This is a genomic window from Sorangium sp. So ce381, from assembly GCF_051473845.1.
Classification (GTDB): Bacteria; Myxococcota_A; Polyangia; order Polyangiales; family Polyangiaceae; genus Sorangium; species Sorangium atrum.
This window is the reverse complement of record NZ_CP150336.1, coordinates 5,006,635-5,023,273: the sequence shown is the minus strand read 5'-3', so window position 1 is coordinate 5,023,273 and position 16,639 is coordinate 5,006,635. Positions and strand designations below refer to the sequence as shown.

12 protein-coding genes are annotated in these 16,639 nt (G+C 73.7%); 4 read left to right on the top strand and 8 right to left on the bottom strand.

Annotated features, from left to right (window positions below; genetic code table 11):
• Positions 1–35: 35 nt before the first annotated feature.
• From WMF29_RS18840 to WMF29_RS18820, 5 genes are all read right to left on the bottom strand, one after another.
• Positions 36–2,351, bottom strand: a complete 2,316-nt coding sequence (locus tag WMF29_RS18840; protein WP_437330168.1) for a peptide ABC transporter substrate-binding protein — start codon at positions 2,349–2,351, stop codon at positions 36–38.
• Between the two features lie 19 nt (positions 2,352–2,370).
• Complete coding sequence (gene galE, locus WMF29_RS18835) at positions 2,371–3,387, bottom strand: UDP-glucose 4-epimerase GalE (RefSeq protein WP_437330167.1); 1,017 nt, start codon at positions 3,385–3,387, stop codon at positions 2,371–2,373.
• Between the two features lie 138 nt (positions 3,388–3,525).
• Positions 3,526–5,967, bottom strand: a complete 2,442-nt coding sequence (locus WMF29_RS18830; protein ID WP_437330166.1) for a peptide ABC transporter substrate-binding protein — start codon at positions 5,965–5,967, stop codon at positions 3,526–3,528.
• Positions 5,968–6,113: 146 nt separating this feature from the next.
• Positions 6,114–6,491, bottom strand: a complete 378-nt coding sequence (locus WMF29_RS18825; protein WP_437330165.1) for a type II toxin-antitoxin system RelE/ParE family toxin — start codon at positions 6,489–6,491, stop codon at positions 6,114–6,116.
• Positions 6,488–6,766, bottom strand: coding sequence for a prevent-host-death protein (locus tag WMF29_RS18820; protein ID WP_437330164.1), 279 nt, complete (start codon positions 6,764–6,766; stop codon positions 6,488–6,490). The genes WMF29_RS18825 and WMF29_RS18820 overlap by 4 nt, the downstream gene beginning before the upstream one ends.
• Before the next feature lie 147 nt (positions 6,767–6,913).
• Here WMF29_RS18820 and WMF29_RS18815 point away from each other — a divergent pair, with 147 nt between their 5' ends.
• Positions 6,914–11,353, top strand: a complete 4,440-nt coding sequence (locus tag WMF29_RS18815; RefSeq protein WP_437330163.1) for a hypothetical protein — start codon at positions 6,914–6,916, stop codon at positions 11,351–11,353.
• 170 nt (positions 11,354–11,523) lie between these two features.
• Here WMF29_RS18815 and WMF29_RS18810 read toward each other — a convergent pair whose 3' ends face one another.
• Both WMF29_RS18810 and WMF29_RS18805 read right to left on the bottom strand, forming a co-directional pair.
• The gene (locus WMF29_RS18810) at positions 11,524–12,555 is read right to left on the bottom strand and encodes an OmpA family protein (protein WP_437330162.1); all 1,032 of its coding nucleotides are present in this window, start codon (positions 12,553–12,555) and stop codon (positions 11,524–11,526) included.
• A 227-nt stretch (positions 12,556–12,782) separates the two neighbouring features.
• Entirely contained in the window at positions 12,783–13,859 is a 1,077-nt protein-coding gene (locus tag WMF29_RS18805; RefSeq protein ID WP_437330161.1) for an RNA polymerase sigma factor, read from the bottom strand.
• A 105-nt stretch (positions 13,860–13,964) separates the two neighbouring features.
• Between WMF29_RS18805 and WMF29_RS18800 the strand changes: the two genes are divergently transcribed.
• The 3 genes from WMF29_RS18800 to WMF29_RS18790 all read left to right on the top strand — a co-directional run bounded on the left by WMF29_RS18800 (position 13,965) and on the right by WMF29_RS18790 (position 15,868).
• The gene (locus WMF29_RS18800) at positions 13,965–14,573 is read left to right on the top strand and encodes a L,D-transpeptidase family protein (protein WP_437330160.1); all 609 of its coding nucleotides are present in this window, start codon (positions 13,965–13,967) and stop codon (positions 14,571–14,573) included.
• 105 nt (positions 14,574–14,678) lie between these two features.
• Positions 14,679–15,104 carry an EVE domain-containing protein gene (locus WMF29_RS18795; RefSeq protein WP_272098926.1) on the top strand — a complete coding sequence of 142 codons (426 nt, stop codon included), beginning with the start codon at positions 14,679–14,681 and terminating at the stop codon, positions 15,102–15,104.
• 32 nt (positions 15,105–15,136) lie between these two features.
• On the top strand, positions 15,137–15,868 hold the full coding sequence (locus WMF29_RS18790; protein WP_437330159.1) for a hypothetical protein: 732 nt from the start codon (positions 15,137–15,139) through the stop codon (positions 15,866–15,868).
• 195 nt (positions 15,869–16,063) lie between these two features.
• On the opposite strand, the gene WMF29_RS18785 is transcribed toward WMF29_RS18790, so the two are convergent.
• Complete coding sequence (locus WMF29_RS18785; protein ID WP_437330158.1) at positions 16,064–16,195, bottom strand: hypothetical protein; 132 nt, start codon at positions 16,193–16,195, stop codon at positions 16,064–16,066.
• Between the last annotated feature and the right edge of the window lie 444 nt (positions 16,196–16,639).

Below are 16,639 nucleotides of genomic sequence, written 5' to 3'. Positions count from 1 at the left end.
CCGCCGCTACTTCAAGGGCGGCGCTGCGGGATCGCTCACTGCCCCCCGCCCAGCCGCCCCGGCGGCGGCAGCTCCAGCACCGGCGGCGGCTCTCCGGCCGGCCCCTTCTGCCAGTCCGGGTCGATCCAGAGCCATTTGATGAGCTGCGTGTTCCGCGCGTTGGGGATGTACCCCCTCACCCACGGCTTCACCAGGGTCGGCTTCTCCTCGAAGTAGAGCGGTATCCTGCACATCCCGTCGAGCGCCCGCCGCTCGGCCGCCCGGAAGCGCCGGATGCTCTCCCCGAGATCGGCCGTCGCGGCCGCCTCGGCGACCGCCTTGTCGAACTCCGCGTCCGCCCAGCCGCTCCGGTTCTGCGGGCTCTGCGACAGGAACGTCCCGAGCCACGTCTGCGGATGGTTGTAGTCGGCCAGCCAGCCCAGCCGGATCACCTGGAAGTTGCCGTCGCGGAGGTCCTTGAGCATCACCCGCCACTCCTCGCTCCGCAGCGCCGCGGAGACCCCGAGGTGGCGCTTCCACATGTCCTGGATGGCCACGGCGACCTGCGCGTGCCCCTCCCCCGTGTTGTAGAGGATCTCGAGCGGCGGAAACCCCTTCGCCCGCAGCTCGTCTCCCTCGCGGACGACCTCGTACCCCGCCTCCGCGAGCAGCGCGCGGGCGCGTGCCGGATCGTGGCCGACCTCGGGGCTCGAGAACGGATCCGCGCCGCGCGCCCTGTCCTCCGCCGCCTGCTCGGCATAGCCGGATCCGGTGATGTCGGGCACGTAGTGGGTCGCCGGCTTCCCGAGCCGCGTGATCTTCTCGACGAGCTCCCGCTTGTCGATCGCGAGGTTCAGCGCCCACCGGACGCGCGGATCGTCGACCGGCGGCTTCCTCGTGTTGAGCTCGTAATACACCGTGGAGAGGAACTCGGTGCGCCGGAGATCCTTCTTCCCGGACAGCCAGCCGAGGTGGTCATAAGGGAGCTCGCAGTTGTCTCCCAGGTAGTCGATGTCCCCCGCCTTGTAGAGCTGCAGGGTGGCGTTGTACTGGGCGATCTCCATCCAGACGATCCGGTGGATCCGGAGCGCGTCATGGCCCCAGTACGCCGGGTTCCGGTCCATCGTGATCTCGTACCGGAACTTCCACTCGTCGAGCCGATAAGGCCCGTTGACCACGATGTTCTCGGGGCGAAACCAGAGCTCCGGCTCGCCGCGCGCCTCGAACGGCTCGACGACGTCGCGGCGCACCGGGAACAGGGTGACGAAGCTCGTGAGATCGGTGAAGTACGGGGTCGGCTTCTCGAGCTCGACGTCGAGGGTCAGGTCGTCGCGGGCCCGCACGCCGACGGCGGCGTCGTCCTCCACGAGCGACGACGAGGCGACGAAGCCGGTCGCCCCGCCGGAGCCGGAAGGAGGCGCGTCGTGCCGAGGCGCGGCGGGGTCGTACGTGGGGAGATCCGCGTGGGGCGCAACCAGCGCGTAGGCGGCGGCGTCCACGGGGGCGAGCAGGCAGCCCGGCAGGAAGCCGCGGCCCGCTGGCCCCTCGATCTCGAACCAGCGGTCGGCCGCGCCGTTGCAAGCGACCGGCGGACCGGCCGCGAGGAGGGCGACCTCGGCGCCCCGCCACCCGCCCCCAGGGGTGGCGTCGCGCGGCGCGGGCGGCGGGGCCGCGCCGGCCGCGTCGAACGAGAGCCGCTCGCCGGCGCCGGTCGCCTCGTCGGGCTCGGCGTACGTCACCGAGGTCACGCCGGGAGGCGGCGCCGCGAGGGGCGCCACCGCCGACGTCACCCGGGCGGGCGACTGGCCGAGCACGACGACGAACGCGCCCCGCGGCAACGACAGCGCGGGCGGCGCGTCGGGCCGAGGCGCGCGGCGCAGCGTTGCGTCCTCGCGCAGCGCCTTCAGCTTGCCCAGGTTGAACAGCTCGCCGTTCTTGAGGACGTGCAGGTTCGTCGCGGCGAGCGAGGCCGTGGAGGGCCGCAGCACCCGCTTCCACGCGTACTCGAAGTCGTGCGCCGTCACCGGCTTGCCGTCGGACCAGCGCGCCTCCGGCCGCAGGTGGAACCGGAAGAACCGGTTGTCGTCGCTGCGCTCCCAGCGCGCCGCGACCCCCTGCGCCGCGTGGAGATCGCCGGGCGCGTAGCTGGTCAGCCCCTCGAACATCTGGTGGAGCAGCGTCATGCTCACGGTGTCGGCGGCCTTGCCGGGATCGAGGTACTCGGGCTCGTCGGCGTTGTTGACGTAGAAGGTCCTGACGTCCTTGCCGACGCGCGCCGTCGTCCCGACGTAGCCCTCGGCCTCGCCCGCGCAGGCCGCGAGCGGGCACGAGAGGGCTGCGAGCAGCAGCGCGCCGCAGCGGCGCGAGGGCACAAGGGAGAGATCCGCGGCCCTAATCGGCGAACCCCTTCGGGTTCTGCTCCTGCCAGCGCCAGCTGTCGCGGCACATGGTCTCGAGATCGCGCTCCGCGCGCCAGCCGAGGAGCTCCACCGCGCGCGCCGGATCCGCGTACACCGAGGCGACGTCGCCGGGGCGGCGCGCCACGATCTCGTGGGCGACGCGCCTCCCGCTGACCTTCTCGAACGCGGCGACCATCTCCAGCACGGAGTGTCCCCGCCCGGTGCCGAGGTTGACGGTGAAGCTGTCGCCGACGGTGAAGATGCGGTTCAGCGCGGCGAGGTGCCCGAGCGCGAGGTCGACCACGTGGATGTAGTCGCGCACGCCGGTGCCGTCCGGCGTCGGCCAGTCGCCCCCGAACACCCGGAGCTTGTCGCGCCGCCCCACGAGGACCTGGGTGATGAACGGCGTCAGGTTGTTCGGGATCCCGTTCGGATCCTCCCCGATGAGCCCGCTCTCGTGGGCGCCCACGGGGTTGAAGTAGCGCAGCGATCCGAGCGACCAGCCCCCGGTGGCCGCCACGTCGCGCAGGATCTGCTCCACCATGAACTTGGACTGCCCGTAGGGGTTGGTCGGCCCGAGCCGGCTCCCCTCGTCGAGCGGCACGCGCTCGGGATCGCCGTACACGGTGGCGGACGAGCTGAACACCAGCTTCCGCGCGCCCCGCGCGTCGAGCGCCTTGAGCAGGCACACGGTCCCCGCGACGTTGTTCTCGTAGTAGGAGAGCGGCTTCTCGACCGACTCGCCGACGGCCTTCAGCCCCGCGAAGTGGATCGTCGCGTCGATCGGGTGCTCGGCGAGCAGCCGGTCCAGGAGCGCCGCGTCGCGGATGTCGCCCTGGATGAATGTCACCGGCTTCCCGGCGATCCGCTCCACCCGCTCCACCGCCGCCTTGCGGCTGTTGCAGAGGTTGTCGAGGATCACCACCCGGTAGCCCGCGTGGAGGAGCTCCACGCAGGTGTGCGAGCCGATGTAGCCCGCGCCTCCGGTGACCAGGATCGTCTTGCTCATGTCGTTCTCCCGAGAGGGTCTGTACCGCGCTCGCGTCGATGAGGCCACGGCACAGGCCGCCGCGTCAACGGGGACCTCGGGGCGCGGCCGGCCCGGCGCCGCAGTCACGTCAGGCCACGTCAGTCCACGTCAGCCATGTCAGGGCGCGCCGAGCCGCCCCGGCGTCGGGAACTCGAGCTCCGGAGACGCGGTCTCGTTCGACGGGTTGTCGCGCCAGCTCGGGTCGTTCCACAGCCACTTGACGAGCTGAAGGCCGCGCGAGTTGCCCTTGAACCCCTTGACCCACGGCTTCACCAGCGTCGACTTCGTGTAGAAGTAGAGAGGCAGCTTGGGCATGCCGTCGAGGGCCCGCTTCTCCGCCTTGCGGAACGCGCGGATGCTCTCCTTCGGATCGGCCGTCGCCGCGGCGGCGCGCATCAGATCGTCGAACTCCTGGTCGGCCCATCCGGTCCGGTTCTGCGGGCTGTACGAGAGCAGCGTGCCGAGCCACGTCGCCGGGTGGTTGTACTCGCCGATCCAGCCGAACCGCACGACCTGGTAGTGACCGTCGCGCACGTTCTTGAGCATCACCTTCCACTCCTCGTTCCGCAGCGTGACCGAGATGCCGAGGTGACGCTTCCACATGTCCTGGACCGCGACAGCGATCTGCTTGTGGCCCTCGCTCGTGTTGTAGAGGAGCTCGAGCGCCGGGAAGTTCTTCGCCCGGTACCCGTCGCCCTCCCGGACGACCTCGTACCCCGCCTCGGCGAGCATCGCGCGGGCGCGCTCGGGGTTGAACGAGACGTCCGGCGACGAGAACGGATCGACCCCGAGCTTCCTGTCCTCGGCGACCGCCTCGTCATAGCCCGATCCTGTGTAGTCCGGGACGTAGTGCGTGGCCGGCCTCTGCCCCGCCCGCGTGACCTTCTCGACGATCTGCCGCTTGTCGACCGCGAGGTTGAGCGCCCAGCGGACGCGGGCGTCGTCGACCGGCGGCTTCTTCGTGTTGAACTCGAACCAGTAGATGGAGAGGTACGGGTACCGCTGGAAATCCCGCTTGGTCGACAGCCAGTCCATGTGCTCGGCGGGCAGCGAGGTGTTGTCGCCCAGGTAGTCGAGATCCCCCGCCTTGTAGATGTTCATCGTGGCGTTGTAGAGCTCCACCTCCAGCCACACGACGCGGTGGATCTTCAGCTTGTCGTGGTTCCAGTACATCGGATTCCGCTTCATCGTGATCTCGTAACGGAACTTCCACTCATCGAGCGTGTAAGGGCCGTTGACCACGATGTTCTCGGGGCGGAACCAGAGCTCGGGCTCGCCGCGCTTCTCGAACGCCTCGATCACGTCCTTCCGCACGGGGAAGAGCGTCACGTAGCTCGTGAGATCGGTGAAGTAGGGCGTGGGCTGCTCCAGCTGCACGTCGAGCGTCAGGTCGTCCGTTGCCCGGACGCCGACAGCGCCGTCGTCCTCGGCGAGCAGCGCGTCGGGCACGAAGCCCACGGGGGGGTCGCCCTGCGCGGCGCTGCCGGGGGACGGCGCCGCGGGTTCGTACGTGGGGAGGCTCGTGTGCGGCGTGACGACGGCGTACGCCTCCGATCGGGGCGCGCCGCCCGCGCTCTCCTTGCCCGGGTTGCCGTTGCCCGCGGGGGGGACGAGCGCGCAGCCCGGGAGGAAGCCGCGCGCGCCGCCCCGCTCGATCTCGAACCACCGGTCGGCGGCGCCGTTGCACTTGCACGGCGGGCCCACGCGGACGATGTCGACGACGGCGCCCTGCCAGCCGCCGCCGGGCGCCGAGCCGAGCGGCGCCGCGGCGCCAGCGGCCGCGTCGCCTCCTGTCGCGCCGCCCCCTGCTGCGCCGAACGAGAGCCGATCGCCTGCGCCGCCCTTCGCGTCGCCCTTCGCGAACGTCACGGCGGCGGAGCCCTCCGGCAGCGCCGCGAGGGGCGCGATCGCGGTGTCCACCTGGATCGGCGAGCGCGCCAGCACCACGACGAACGCCCCCTTCGGCAGATCGAGCGCGGACGGCGCGTCGGGCCGGGGGGCCGCGCGGAGCGGCGCGGCCTCCCGCAGCGCCTTGAGCTTCCCGAGGCTGAACAGCTCGCCGTTCTTCAGGACGTAGAGGTTCGTCGCGGCGAGCGAGGCCGTGGAGGGGCGCAGCACCCGCTTCCACGCGTACTCGAAGTCGTGCGCCGTCACCGGCTTGCCGTCGGACCAGCGCGCCTCCGGCCGCAGGTGGAACCGGAAGAGCCGGTTATCGTCGCTCTGCTCCCAGTGGGTCGCGACCCCCTGCACCGGGCGGAGGTCGCCGGCGCCGTAGGTCGTCAGCCCCTCGAACATCTGCTGCACGAGCGTGGAGCTCGCCGAGTCGTTGGATTTTCCTGGATCCAGGTACTCGGGCTCGCTGCCGTTGTTGATGTAGAGCGTCTCTGTGTCCTTGCCGACGCGCGCGGTCGTCCCGGCATACCCGCCTTCGCCCTCGCTGCACGCCGAGAGCGCGAGGATCGCGAGCCCGATCGCCGCGGAGGCGCCGCGCGCCCCGCAACCGGCGCTCCCGCCGCCCCCCGCGCCGCCGGCACCTCGTCGCTCCGGAGCCCGTCGCATATCGCGCGCGTAGCACGGCGCTCCGGGGGCAGGAAGACAGGGGTTACCCGGACCGGGCGCCGTACAGGAGATGGGGCTCCGCGGCACCTGTCCCTGACGGCACGGGCGATCGACGACAGCAAGGAAAGTCGACGACCGGTGTGCGATCACCGGCGCCAGAGCGCCTGCAAATCGAACGAGAGCTGGCGATGGTGCTTGATGGCCAGCAGATGGATCCGCTCACCGCTGAGCGCGTAGAGCAACAGGTACTCACCAGCGATGTACTCCCGCAGCGACGAGTCGGAGCCGAGGCGGCGCTTCAGCGCCAGGATCCGCGCCTCGACCTCCGCGGACTGTGGCGCACGCGCAAGGAAGTCGAATCCGAGCAGGGGCGAGACTTCCAGGCTCGGGATCACGTCCTTGAAGACGAGATCCAGAAGATCGCCGAAAGCGGAAGAGAGCCCTGCCTCCTCCAGAAACCGCCGGATCTCGTCCAGGTTCCGCTCGAAGTTCTCGGTGACCCGAACGGTGGCGCGGCGGCTCATCGGCCGTACTTGGCGCGGAGCTCCTCCACACTCATCGTGCGCCCGGCCTCGATATCGTCGAGGCCCCGATCCACCTCCTCCAGGAGCGTGAGGTGAATGTGCTCGCGTTCGAGGCGGTGATAGTGGTCCAGCCTGCGTGCATCGACGAGGGCGATGTAACCCTCCCCGTTCAGCGTGAGGATCTTCTCGTGACCCGCGCGAACCTCGTCTGCGAGCTCCGTGAGCCGGGCCTCCGCCTGGCTCAACGGAACGATGTCCTCGGGAGAAATCGCCATGCGGTGCCTCCGTCGCGTCGAGGTGCAACGATCTGGTAACGGATCCTTGGGGACATCGCAACCTGGCGGGGTGCAGCGGCCGACCTCCTCCGCCCGCGAGACGCTCGCGGCCATTCCGAGGTCTTCGTGTAAGGTCGCGCGCGCGCCATGTTGCACGATCGCGTGTCCTCCTCGCCGCGCGCTCTCCCGCTCTGCTCCGCGGTGCTCCTCGCGCTGCTCGCCGCCGGCTGCGGGGGCGCGGCCTCCCCGGCCGCCACGCCGCCGCAGGCCGCCCAGTGCGACCCTGCGCACCTCGACGCGTGCGAGCGCGCCCTCGCCTCGGCCCTCGCAGAGGGCCGGCCCCCGCGCGAGCTCGCCCTCGGCTACATCGCGGCCCGCGCCTCCCGCGACGCCGACGACCCGTGGGCGCTCTTGCTCCGCGACCTCGACCGGCGCGGCGGGACCGGCCCCCGCGCCGCGGTCATCGTCGAGGCGGGCGCGGAGCCCTCCGCCTCGGCGCGAGCGCCCGCGGCCGCGGCGAAATGGCTCCGTTCCGCGCCGCTGCCGCCCCCCGGAGGCCTCGGCGCCGACGCGCTGCTCCTCGCGCTCGGCGAGGCCCTCGGGTACGAGCACCTCGTCCACGCGCGCGCTCGCCACGGCGCGGCCGAGCTCTTTCCGGCCGATCCGCTCGCGCCGTTCATGGCCGGCCTCGCGCCGATCGCGCGCGGCGACGCGTCGCTCTCGCGGGTCGCGGACGACATCGCGCTCGCCGCGCTCGTCCGCCGCGCCTTCGGCGCAGCAGGCCGCTTCCGCTACATCGAGGCCGCCGCCGCGGCCGACGCCCTCGCGGCCGCGGTGAAGGGGCGCGACCCGAACGACGAGCCGGTCCTGCGCGGCCGCTACGCGCTGCAGCTGCTCGCGACCGCCGGGGTCGCGCTCGAGGAGGCCGAGGACGACGCTCCCTTCGCGGCCTCGGCCCCCCGGCTGGACCCGCCGCCCGCGCCGGGCGACACGCCTTACGGCGACCTCCTCCGCGTGCGCACGGCCCGCGACGGCCGCGCCGCGTGGCGCGCCCGCGGCGCGGCCGTGCTGCGGGCCGTCCCCGCGGACCGCCGCGACGCGCTCGACGACCTGCTCGGCAAGGCGCCCGGCTGCGGCCGGGACCTCGCGCCCCCCATGGAAGGCCCGCGCGACCTCGTGTTCGCCGCGGCGCTCGCCGGCGCCCTCGCCCCGGGCGACCCTGCCGCCGCGCCCGCCGCGCCCGCCGCGCCCGGGAGCTCTGCTGCGCCCGCGAGCACCGCGGCGGCGCCGGGACGACGGCTCCCGCTCGACGCGTGGCTGCCGCGCTACGAGGCGCTCGTCCGCGCCGTGGACCAGACGAGCACCGCGTGGGCCTACGCGCCCAGCCTGCTCCACGAGCGCGGCCCCGCGCCCGCCGCAGGCCAGGCGGGCAGCGCCGTCCACCGCCGCGCCACCGAGCTGGGCCTCGCGCACCTCGCTGCGCTGCGCGCCCTCGCGGAGGCCGAGCCGCGCCGCTACCGCGCGCTCGCGCTGATCCCCCTCGCCTACAGCCCCGGGGTGCTCGCCGACGAGCCCCTCCGCGACGCCATCGTCGATCTCACGCAGGTCGCCGTGCAGCGCCGCATGGCCGAGGCGCACGACCCGGAGGCCGTCCTCGGCGCGGCGCTCGCCGGCGTCTTCGCGGGCATGGCGTACCCGCCCGAGGTGCAGCCCCCGCACTTCCTCGCGCTGCAGGGCGCGCTCACCGCCAAGCTCCGCGGCGAGCTCACCGAGCAGGCCGGCTGGGGCGTCGCCGGCCTCTACGCCGCCGACGCGCTGTACCGGCTCGCTTCCGGTCAGGCGCCGGATCTCGCGTTCTCGTCTACGCAGATCGAGCGCGCGCTCGCGCCCGCCCCGGCGCTGCCCTACCCGGGCCTCGCGGCGCTCGCCGCGAGCCTCTCCCGCTACGCCGCGCTCGGCGCAGCCGGCGGGCTGGATCCGCAGGCGACCGACGTAGCCAGGCTCCCCCCGGAGCGCCGGCAGGCGCGCGACGCGCTCCGGCGCGCCGTCGCGGGGCTCGCGGCGCCCGTTGCCGACGCCGGCGCCGGCGCGGCCGACGCCGCGGAGGCGCCGCCGCCCGAGCTCGTCGAGGACGTCACCGCGCTGGCCGACGGCGTCCTCGCCGTGCTCCTCACCGAGCGCTCGCGCAAGCCGCCGCCGGCCGGGGCCGCCTGCGCCGCCGGGCGCGGGCCGAGCCCCGAGGCCCGCCGCGCCCTCGCGCGGCTCGGCGACGTCCGCCGGCGGATCCTGCTCGCGCCGCGGTACAGGCAGGGCGACGGCCCGTGGGCGCGCCGGGCGCGGCTCCTCGTGACGCTCCTCTCCGACGCCATCGATCTCCTCTCGGCGCCGCCGCGCGCGCAGCGCGCCGCCGGCGCGGCGGAGCGCGTCGCTCCGCCGCGCTTCACCCTCCCGACCCCGGACGCCGAGGCCGCCGTCGCCGCGGGCCTCTCCGGCTGGGTCGACCGCGATCTCGCCGACGCGCTCACCGGCGGCTACGCGCTCGCCCGCGCGCTCCTCGAGTCGCCCACCGCGGAGCGCTTCGCCGAGCGGAGCGGCGCCCCGCTCGGACGGGTGCTCCGCGGGCTCTCCGCGGCGTTCCGCGACGATCCGGCGCGGCGCGGCGGCGCCGGACGAGGCCTCGCCGGCGGCGCGCTGCTCGACGCGCTCGCGTCGCTCCCCGCCGCGCGCGACGGCGGCGACCTCAGGGGCCTGTTCGTCGGCTACGCCCGCGCGTTCTCGGCCCTCGGGCTGCGCGACCAGTCCGACCTCGCGCTGCTCGCCTCGCTCCTCGGCGCCGCCGTGCTGGGCGGGCCGCCGTCGCCGGACGCCATCGCGCTCGCGAACGACAGCGGCAGCCGGGTCGCCTGGGCGCTCTCGTACCTCGGCGAGATCGCGAAGGCCCGCGCCGGCGTTGCCCCGGATCCGTCAACCTATGCGAGCGCCATGAGCAAGGCGTCGGACGACGCCTGCCAGGCGGCCGACACGGGCGACGTGCTCGCCCTCGTCGGCGCCGTGCGCGACTTCGCCGGCGGCCGGCGCGCCGAGGCGCGCGACGCCCTCGACAGCGTCCTCGCCGCCGCCGACGCCCGCGGCCTGCGCGTGCCGCGCATGACCTACCGCTACGAGGAGAAGACCGCGACCCGCGTCTTCTCGCTCAGCTTCGACGTCTCGTACGGCGCCGGGCTCCTCGAAGGGGCGAACAGCTTCCAGCTCGGCCTCGGCCTCCGCACCCGCGGCGAGCCCGAGGGCTCCCTCACCGCGGCGCTCGCGCCCGAGGGCTCGCCCCGGAGCGACGAGGACGCGGCACGCGCCTACGTCAGCGCCGCGGCGCTCGCGGCCGCCTACCACTTCCTCGAGGGCGACGCCGAGCGCGGCACCGCCGCGGCGCGCCGGGCGATCGCCGCGCTCTCGTTCGGCCTCCGGTTCGGGCGGCGGGGACTGCGCCCGGACCAGCCGCTCGCCTGGGGCCGGGACGCCCGCGCGCTGCTCGCGATCGACGCCCAGCTCGCGGCCGAGGCCGGTCACCCCTTCCTCGCGGGCGATCTCTGGACGCTCGTCCGCGGCCTCCTGCCGCCGGACGCGGACGACGCCGCGGTCGCGGCGCTCCTCGCTCCGCTCCCGACCGGCCTCGCCGCGGTCCCTGGGCTCGACCCGCTCGTCGCGAGGACCGCGCGCTCGCTCGCCGCGGTCGCCAGACCGCTCGCGTGCACCGAGGCCAGGGTCGAGCTCGGCGGCTACGAGGAGCCCGCCTGCGACGCCTACCCGCTCGCGCTCTCGCTGCGCATCGCCGACGTCCTCGGCAAGCTGCCGCACCTCCGACGCTCGGGCAGCGCGGCCGCGTGCCCTGCCCTGCGCAGCCTCGACGGCTTCCTCACGGCGGCGGAGCGGGGGACGTACGACCCCGACGCGTTCACGGCGGCCGTGGAGGCGCTGCGGCAGAGCGGCCGGCTCTACGACGCCGGCGTCATGCTGGCGCGGCAGCGCCGCGAGGGGCACTGCGGCCCCGTCGTGCTCGCCGCCGCGCGCGCGCTCGGCCGCGCTCCCTCGCTCGGCCCCGCGCTGCGCGCGGATCTGCTCAGCGTCGCGGTGCGCTGCGCGGCCGCGGCGCTCGACGCGAGCGTCGTCGACGACCTGATGGCGCTCGACGGCGAGACGCGCGCCCTCCCCGATCTCGGCCGCAACCTGAAGGTCGTGCTCTTCGCGACGGAGCTCGCCGTGCGCGAGCAGCGCTGGGACGTCCTCTCGCGGCTCTCGAAGCAGCCCGACTTCGTCGGCCGCTTCCGCGGTGAGAGCGAGAGCGCCGCGACGACGGCGCGCCTCATCGAGGCCGCCGCGGCCGTGCTCTCTGGCGAGCCTGCGCCGCGCGACGCCCCCGGAGACGGCGCGCGCGACGCGCCGTGCGGCGAGCCTCTCGCCGGCGATCGCGCCGCGCAGTGCGCCGAGATCCAGCGCCTGCGCCCTGGCGCGCTGCCCGAGCCGCAGCGCCGGCAGGCCGCGCTGGAGGCGCTTACCAACCTGCTCGCCGCCGCGCGCGGACAGGCTCGCTAGCCTGCCGGCTGCCCGGCGCCGGGGTCATTCCGGCGGAGGTGAGGGCTCTTGGACCGCCAAGACGCCACTGGACGCCATGATTCTTGTGTTGTTCTTGGCGTCTGATGGCGCCTTGGCGGTTCCATCATGGCGGCAGGGCCGGGAGCTCCTTCACCCCCGGCGCCGCGCGCCTACTTCACGCTGGCGGGCTTCGTCTCGGCCGGCTTCGTGTCCGCGGGCTTCGCAGCGGCCGGCTTCGTGTCCCCGGGCTTCGCAGCGGCGGGCGCGGCGGCGGCAGGCGCGGCGGCGGCGGGCTGCGCAGCGGCCGGCGGCGCGGCGGCGGGCGCCGGTGCGGCAGGCGCAGCGGCGGGCTTCGCCTCCGCCGGCTTGGCGGCGGCCTTCGGGTCCACCGGCTTCGCGTCGGAGGCCTTCGCGGCGCCCTTGGGCGCGGTCGCGGGCACGCCGGCCGGCTTGAGGCCCTTGGTGGCGGCCGCGGCGCAGGCGAGCTCGACGCCGGTGTCCTTGCCGTCGAGCCGCATGATCTTGATCTCGACGCGGCGATTCTTCTCCTTCGCCTCCTCGGTCTCGCCCGGATCGGTCGCGCAGTGCGCCCCGTAGCCGGCGGCCCGCACGCGGTTCTTCTCGACCCCGAGCGCGGTGAGCGCCTTCACCACCGCCTCGGCGCGCTTCTTCGTGAGCGTCACGGCGGCGGCGTCGTTGGCGAGCTTCTCGGAGTAGGCCGCGACCTCGACGAACTGGATCTGCGGATGGTCCTTGAGGACCTGCGCGATGTTCGCGAGGAGTCCCTGCGAGGCGGGCTCGATATCGGGCTTGCCGGCGACGAAGGCGATCTTCTCGTTGAGCTTCACCTCGTTGCCGAGCACGGCGACAGGCGGGACGTCAGGACAACCGTCGTCGTCCTTGTAGCCGTTCTTGACCTCGGCCTCGGTCGGGCACTTGTCGGCGTCGGCAACGAAGCCGTCTCCGTCCGGGTCGGTCGACTTGCAGCCGTCCTTGGCGTCGGGCGGCAGGCCGTCTTCCTTCTCGGCGACGCACTTGTCGGTGCCATCGTCGAGCACCCCATCCGCGTCCGCGTCAGGGGGCGGCGCAGGTGGCGCAGGCGGCGGCGGCGCGGGCGGCGGTGCCGGCGCCTTCGCGGTCTGCTGCTGGGGCTCGACCGCGCAGCCGGCGTTCGCCGCGAGCAGCGACACTGCGAATGCCATTCCAAGCCATCTCGTCGTTCGCATCTCCTGGGCTCCTCTCCTTGGCGTCGTTGATGGCGCCGAGCGCCAGCGTGTTTAGACGACTACGCCGGAAACTGCGAGATGGATTCGTACGGCGGCGCGCGCCGCTCCCCCTCGAGAGCGCGTCGGCCCCCGCTCCGGAGGCGACGGCGCGCCGTCGCGATCGGCGCGATCTCGGCGCGTCGTTTGCCCCTCGGCGCGAGCGGCTAGAGCTTCCCCGACGGGAGATCCATCTCGTCGAGCCCGCCGCCCGCCTTCGATTTCGGCGCTGCTTTCCTCGACTTGAGCATCTGTTCCTTGAGCATCTGCTCCGCGGGCACCGACGAGGTGGGCTTCTGTGCGGGCGGCGGCGCCACCTTCGGGCGCGGCTTCGGCGCGGGGCGCGAGTTGCTCTCGTCCTTCTTGTCGAGCTTCTCGGTGACGGGCCCCGGCGCCGGGGCCTTCTCCGTCGGCGCGCGGAGCGCCTCGAGCGCGCGCTCGCGCGCCGCGGCGACCTCCGGCGCGTCGCCGCCCGCCGGGTCGAGCCGATCTGCCTCGTCGAGCTGGTCCAGGCACCGGCGGAAGGCCGCCTCGTCGCAGGCGCGCAGCGCCTCGGCCCGGAGCGACCTCGCGCGCTCCAGCGCGTCGAGCGGCGAAGGCGGCGCGATCGGCGCCGGAGGCCCGTCGGGCGGCGCGCTCGGCTGCGGCTCGGGCAGCGGCGCGATCATCGGCGCTTCGCTCGTCGACCGGAGGAGCCGGGCGATGAGGATCGCGAGGATGGCCAGCGCCGCGACCGCGGCGAGCTCCGCCATCCATCGCTCCCGCATCCATCGCCGCATCCGCGACACGCGCTGCCGCACCCGGGCGGCGGGCACCTGCTCCTCGGCGGCGATGCTCTCGAGCTTCTCGCCTTCGCCTTCGCGGGCCATCCACGACAGCGTCTGCCGGGCGTCGCGGCTCGCGGAGGCCTGCTCTTCCGCCCAGCGCGCCAGCTCCCGCGCCTCGATGGGCGGCGGGCTGACCGGCAGATCGGGCAGCTCCGTCGCTGCCTCGCGCGCCGAGCGCCTGTGATGGTCGGCCACCTTGTGGCGCGCGATCCCGAGCAGCCAGCGCCGGAGCTCCGTCGGGTCGACCGGGCGCCCCGGCGAAGCGAGCGCGTCGCAGAGGACGGTCTGCACCACGTCGTCGACCTCGCCGCTCGGGACCCGCCGCCGCACGAAATCCTCGAGGGCTCGGCGGAGCGCCGGCTCTGCCAGGGGGTTCGTCGCGGGGGTGCGGTCCTCGGTGGTCATCGGCGTGCTCATCGACCCTGCATCGCGCCGCGGCCCCGGAGTGTGACGCGCCCGATCGAGAATACTGCAGGCCCCGGCCGGGCGTCACACTCTCCGGCGCGGCGCCGACGGTCGGGCATGCTCCTCAGGCCCCCTCTCGTCCTCGCCGCGGCGCTGGTCGCCGCTTCCCTCACCCACACGGTCCCCTCCCTGACCGCAGGCTCGGGCGGTGCCCCTCGTGCGGCGCCGTCCGAGCGAACGCCGCCCGCCACGGCCGCGCGGCGCGCTCCGAGGGCCGCTGCCTCGCCGCCGGTCACCGAGATCCGGATCGACAAGAGCGAGCACACGCTCGATCTCGTCGCGGGCGGCAAGATCGTCCGGTCCTACCGGGTCGCCCTCGGGCCTGGCGGGCCGGGGCCGAAGCGCTACGAGGGCGACAAGCGCACCCCCGTCGGCACGTACCGCGTCGCGGGCCGCATCGACGGCCTGTTCCATCGGTTCCTGATCGTCAGCTACCCGAACGAGGAAGACCGCGCGCGCTTCGCCGAGCTCAAGCGGCGCGGCGAGGTCCCGCCGGGCCGCGGCGTCGGGCACAGCATCGGCATCCATGGCGTCGGCAGCGCGCAGCTCGCGGGCGTGCACAAGGAGAGCGACTGGACGCTCGGCTGCATCGCCCTCGACGACGACGAGATTGACGAGATCGCGCGACGAACGCCGGACGGCGCCAAGATCGTGATCACCGACTGAACGGGCGGTGCTAGGGTAGCCGGTCAAATCGACGGGCTGTCCGTCGAGGATGAGAGCGCGACGGCCAGGCCGGCGCCGCCCTCGCGCCTGCCCTGGAGATCGTGCATGTCTCGCCGTTACTGGCTGATGAAGAGCGAGCCTCAGAAATATTCGTTCGCGCAGCTCGTGCGCGACGGCCAGACGATCTGGGACGGCGTCCGGAACTTCGAGGCCCGCAACAACATGCGGGGCATGAAGCAGGGGGATCTCGTGCTCTTCTATCACTCGAGCGAGGGCAAGGCGGTCGCGGGCGTGGCGCGCGTCAAGCGCGAAGCGTACCCGGATCCGACGGCCGACGCCGACGAGGACTGGAGCGTGGTGGACATCGAGCCGGTCGCGCCGCTCAAGGTGCAGGTCAGCCTCGACACGATCCGCGGCGACGAGTCGCTGGCCGAGATCTCGCTCCTGAAGCGGTCGCGGCTCAGCGTGGTGCCCGTCTCGAAGGAGCACTTCGATCGGGTGCTGAAGCTGGGCAAGACCAAGATCGCTTGACGCGCGGACCCGGGGAAACGAGTAATCCCGGCGTGAACCTCCGCCCCGGAGCCCGACCCCTCGCCGTCTTCTTCCTCGGCAGCATCCTCGCCAGCGCCGCGTGCGGCGGCCCGCCCACGCCGTCCCCGATCGAGGGAGAGCCGATCTGCCCCGATTTCGAGGTCGGCGCCTCGCGCGCCCACATGCGCGGGAGCCTTCGCTTCCCGGTCACGCTGACGGTGCGCGAGGGCAAGGAGCCGATCACCCGGACGACGCTCACCGGGCGCCGGTCCAAGGACGATCCGCCGAGCCGCATCCTCCTCTCCGACCAGGACGCTGAGTACGAGATCGAGTGGGCCCAGTGCGAGAACGAGCGCGCGCCTCGGACGCACGTGGTGGGGCGCGAGGCGAAGCACCAGGCGGAGTACGCGTGCGGCCACGCGACCGTGTACAAGACCGACAAGCTGGTCACCCGGAAGGGCGACGCCGCGTCGCGCACGGTCCACTTCGCGGCGCCCCCGAAGGTGGAGTGCTGGGAGAGCGAGCTCCCCCCGACGCCCCCTCCGCCCGCGCCCCCGGCGGTGCCCGAGGAGACGCCGCCGGACGCGGGCACCGACGCCGACGCCGACGCGGGCGCCGCGCCGGTGGATGCCGGCGCCACGCCGGCCGACGCGGGCACCAAGGCGACGGACGCCGGCGCGCCCCGCGACGGGGGCGCAGGCGGCGTCGCGAAGCCTCGCCGCGCGGGGGCCGCGGATGCCGGCACGACCCCGCCCGGCCCCTAGGGGCTCATCGCGCTCCCGAGGCGAGACAAGCCTCGATCCATCGCCGGCCGGGTTGCGCACGTAGCGGCATTCCGATGTCCGCCGAGAGCAGTTGAGAGCATCCCCGCATAGGCGTTGACCAAGCGCGTTCGGTCACGCTCAGGGCACGAAGCCCGGCCCCCCATTCACCCCATCATCGGTCACCAACGTAGACGTTTACGTAGTCGTAGTCGTGGTCGTGGTCGTGGTCGTGGTCGTCGACGGTAGGCCGTGAACGACCACGACCACGACCACGATCACGTAAACGACCACGTGAACGACCACGACCACGACCACGTAAACGACCACGTAAACGTTCGAATGTAGGAGAACGCGGCGCGAAGCTTGGTGAACGCCTATGGGAGCGTCCCCGAGGGGCGCGCCCATGAGCACGTAGGACCTGCCCAGCTCGGCCGCCCGGAGGTTCGGCCACGAGCTCCCGGTAGTGCCGCTTTTTCGCCCCCGAAATGCGGGCGATCTCGGCCGCCGGCACCTCGGGACCGATCAGGCAGCGCACGAGATCGTCGTTGCGCATCCCGAACACCGCATCATGGTCAGCGTGGTCGTCGGAGCCCCCCGCGGCCCCGCGCGCCTCGCGCCTCGCGCCAGGCGATGAAAAGGAGCTCGCTGGAGTCGACCAGCTCCCCGTCCAGATCCCAGAGAACGGCCTTCGGATGCGATGGTGACATGAACGAGCGCAGGCAACCGTCGGTCGCGCCGCCCCCATTTCTTGCTATCGCTGCCCCGCGCGCC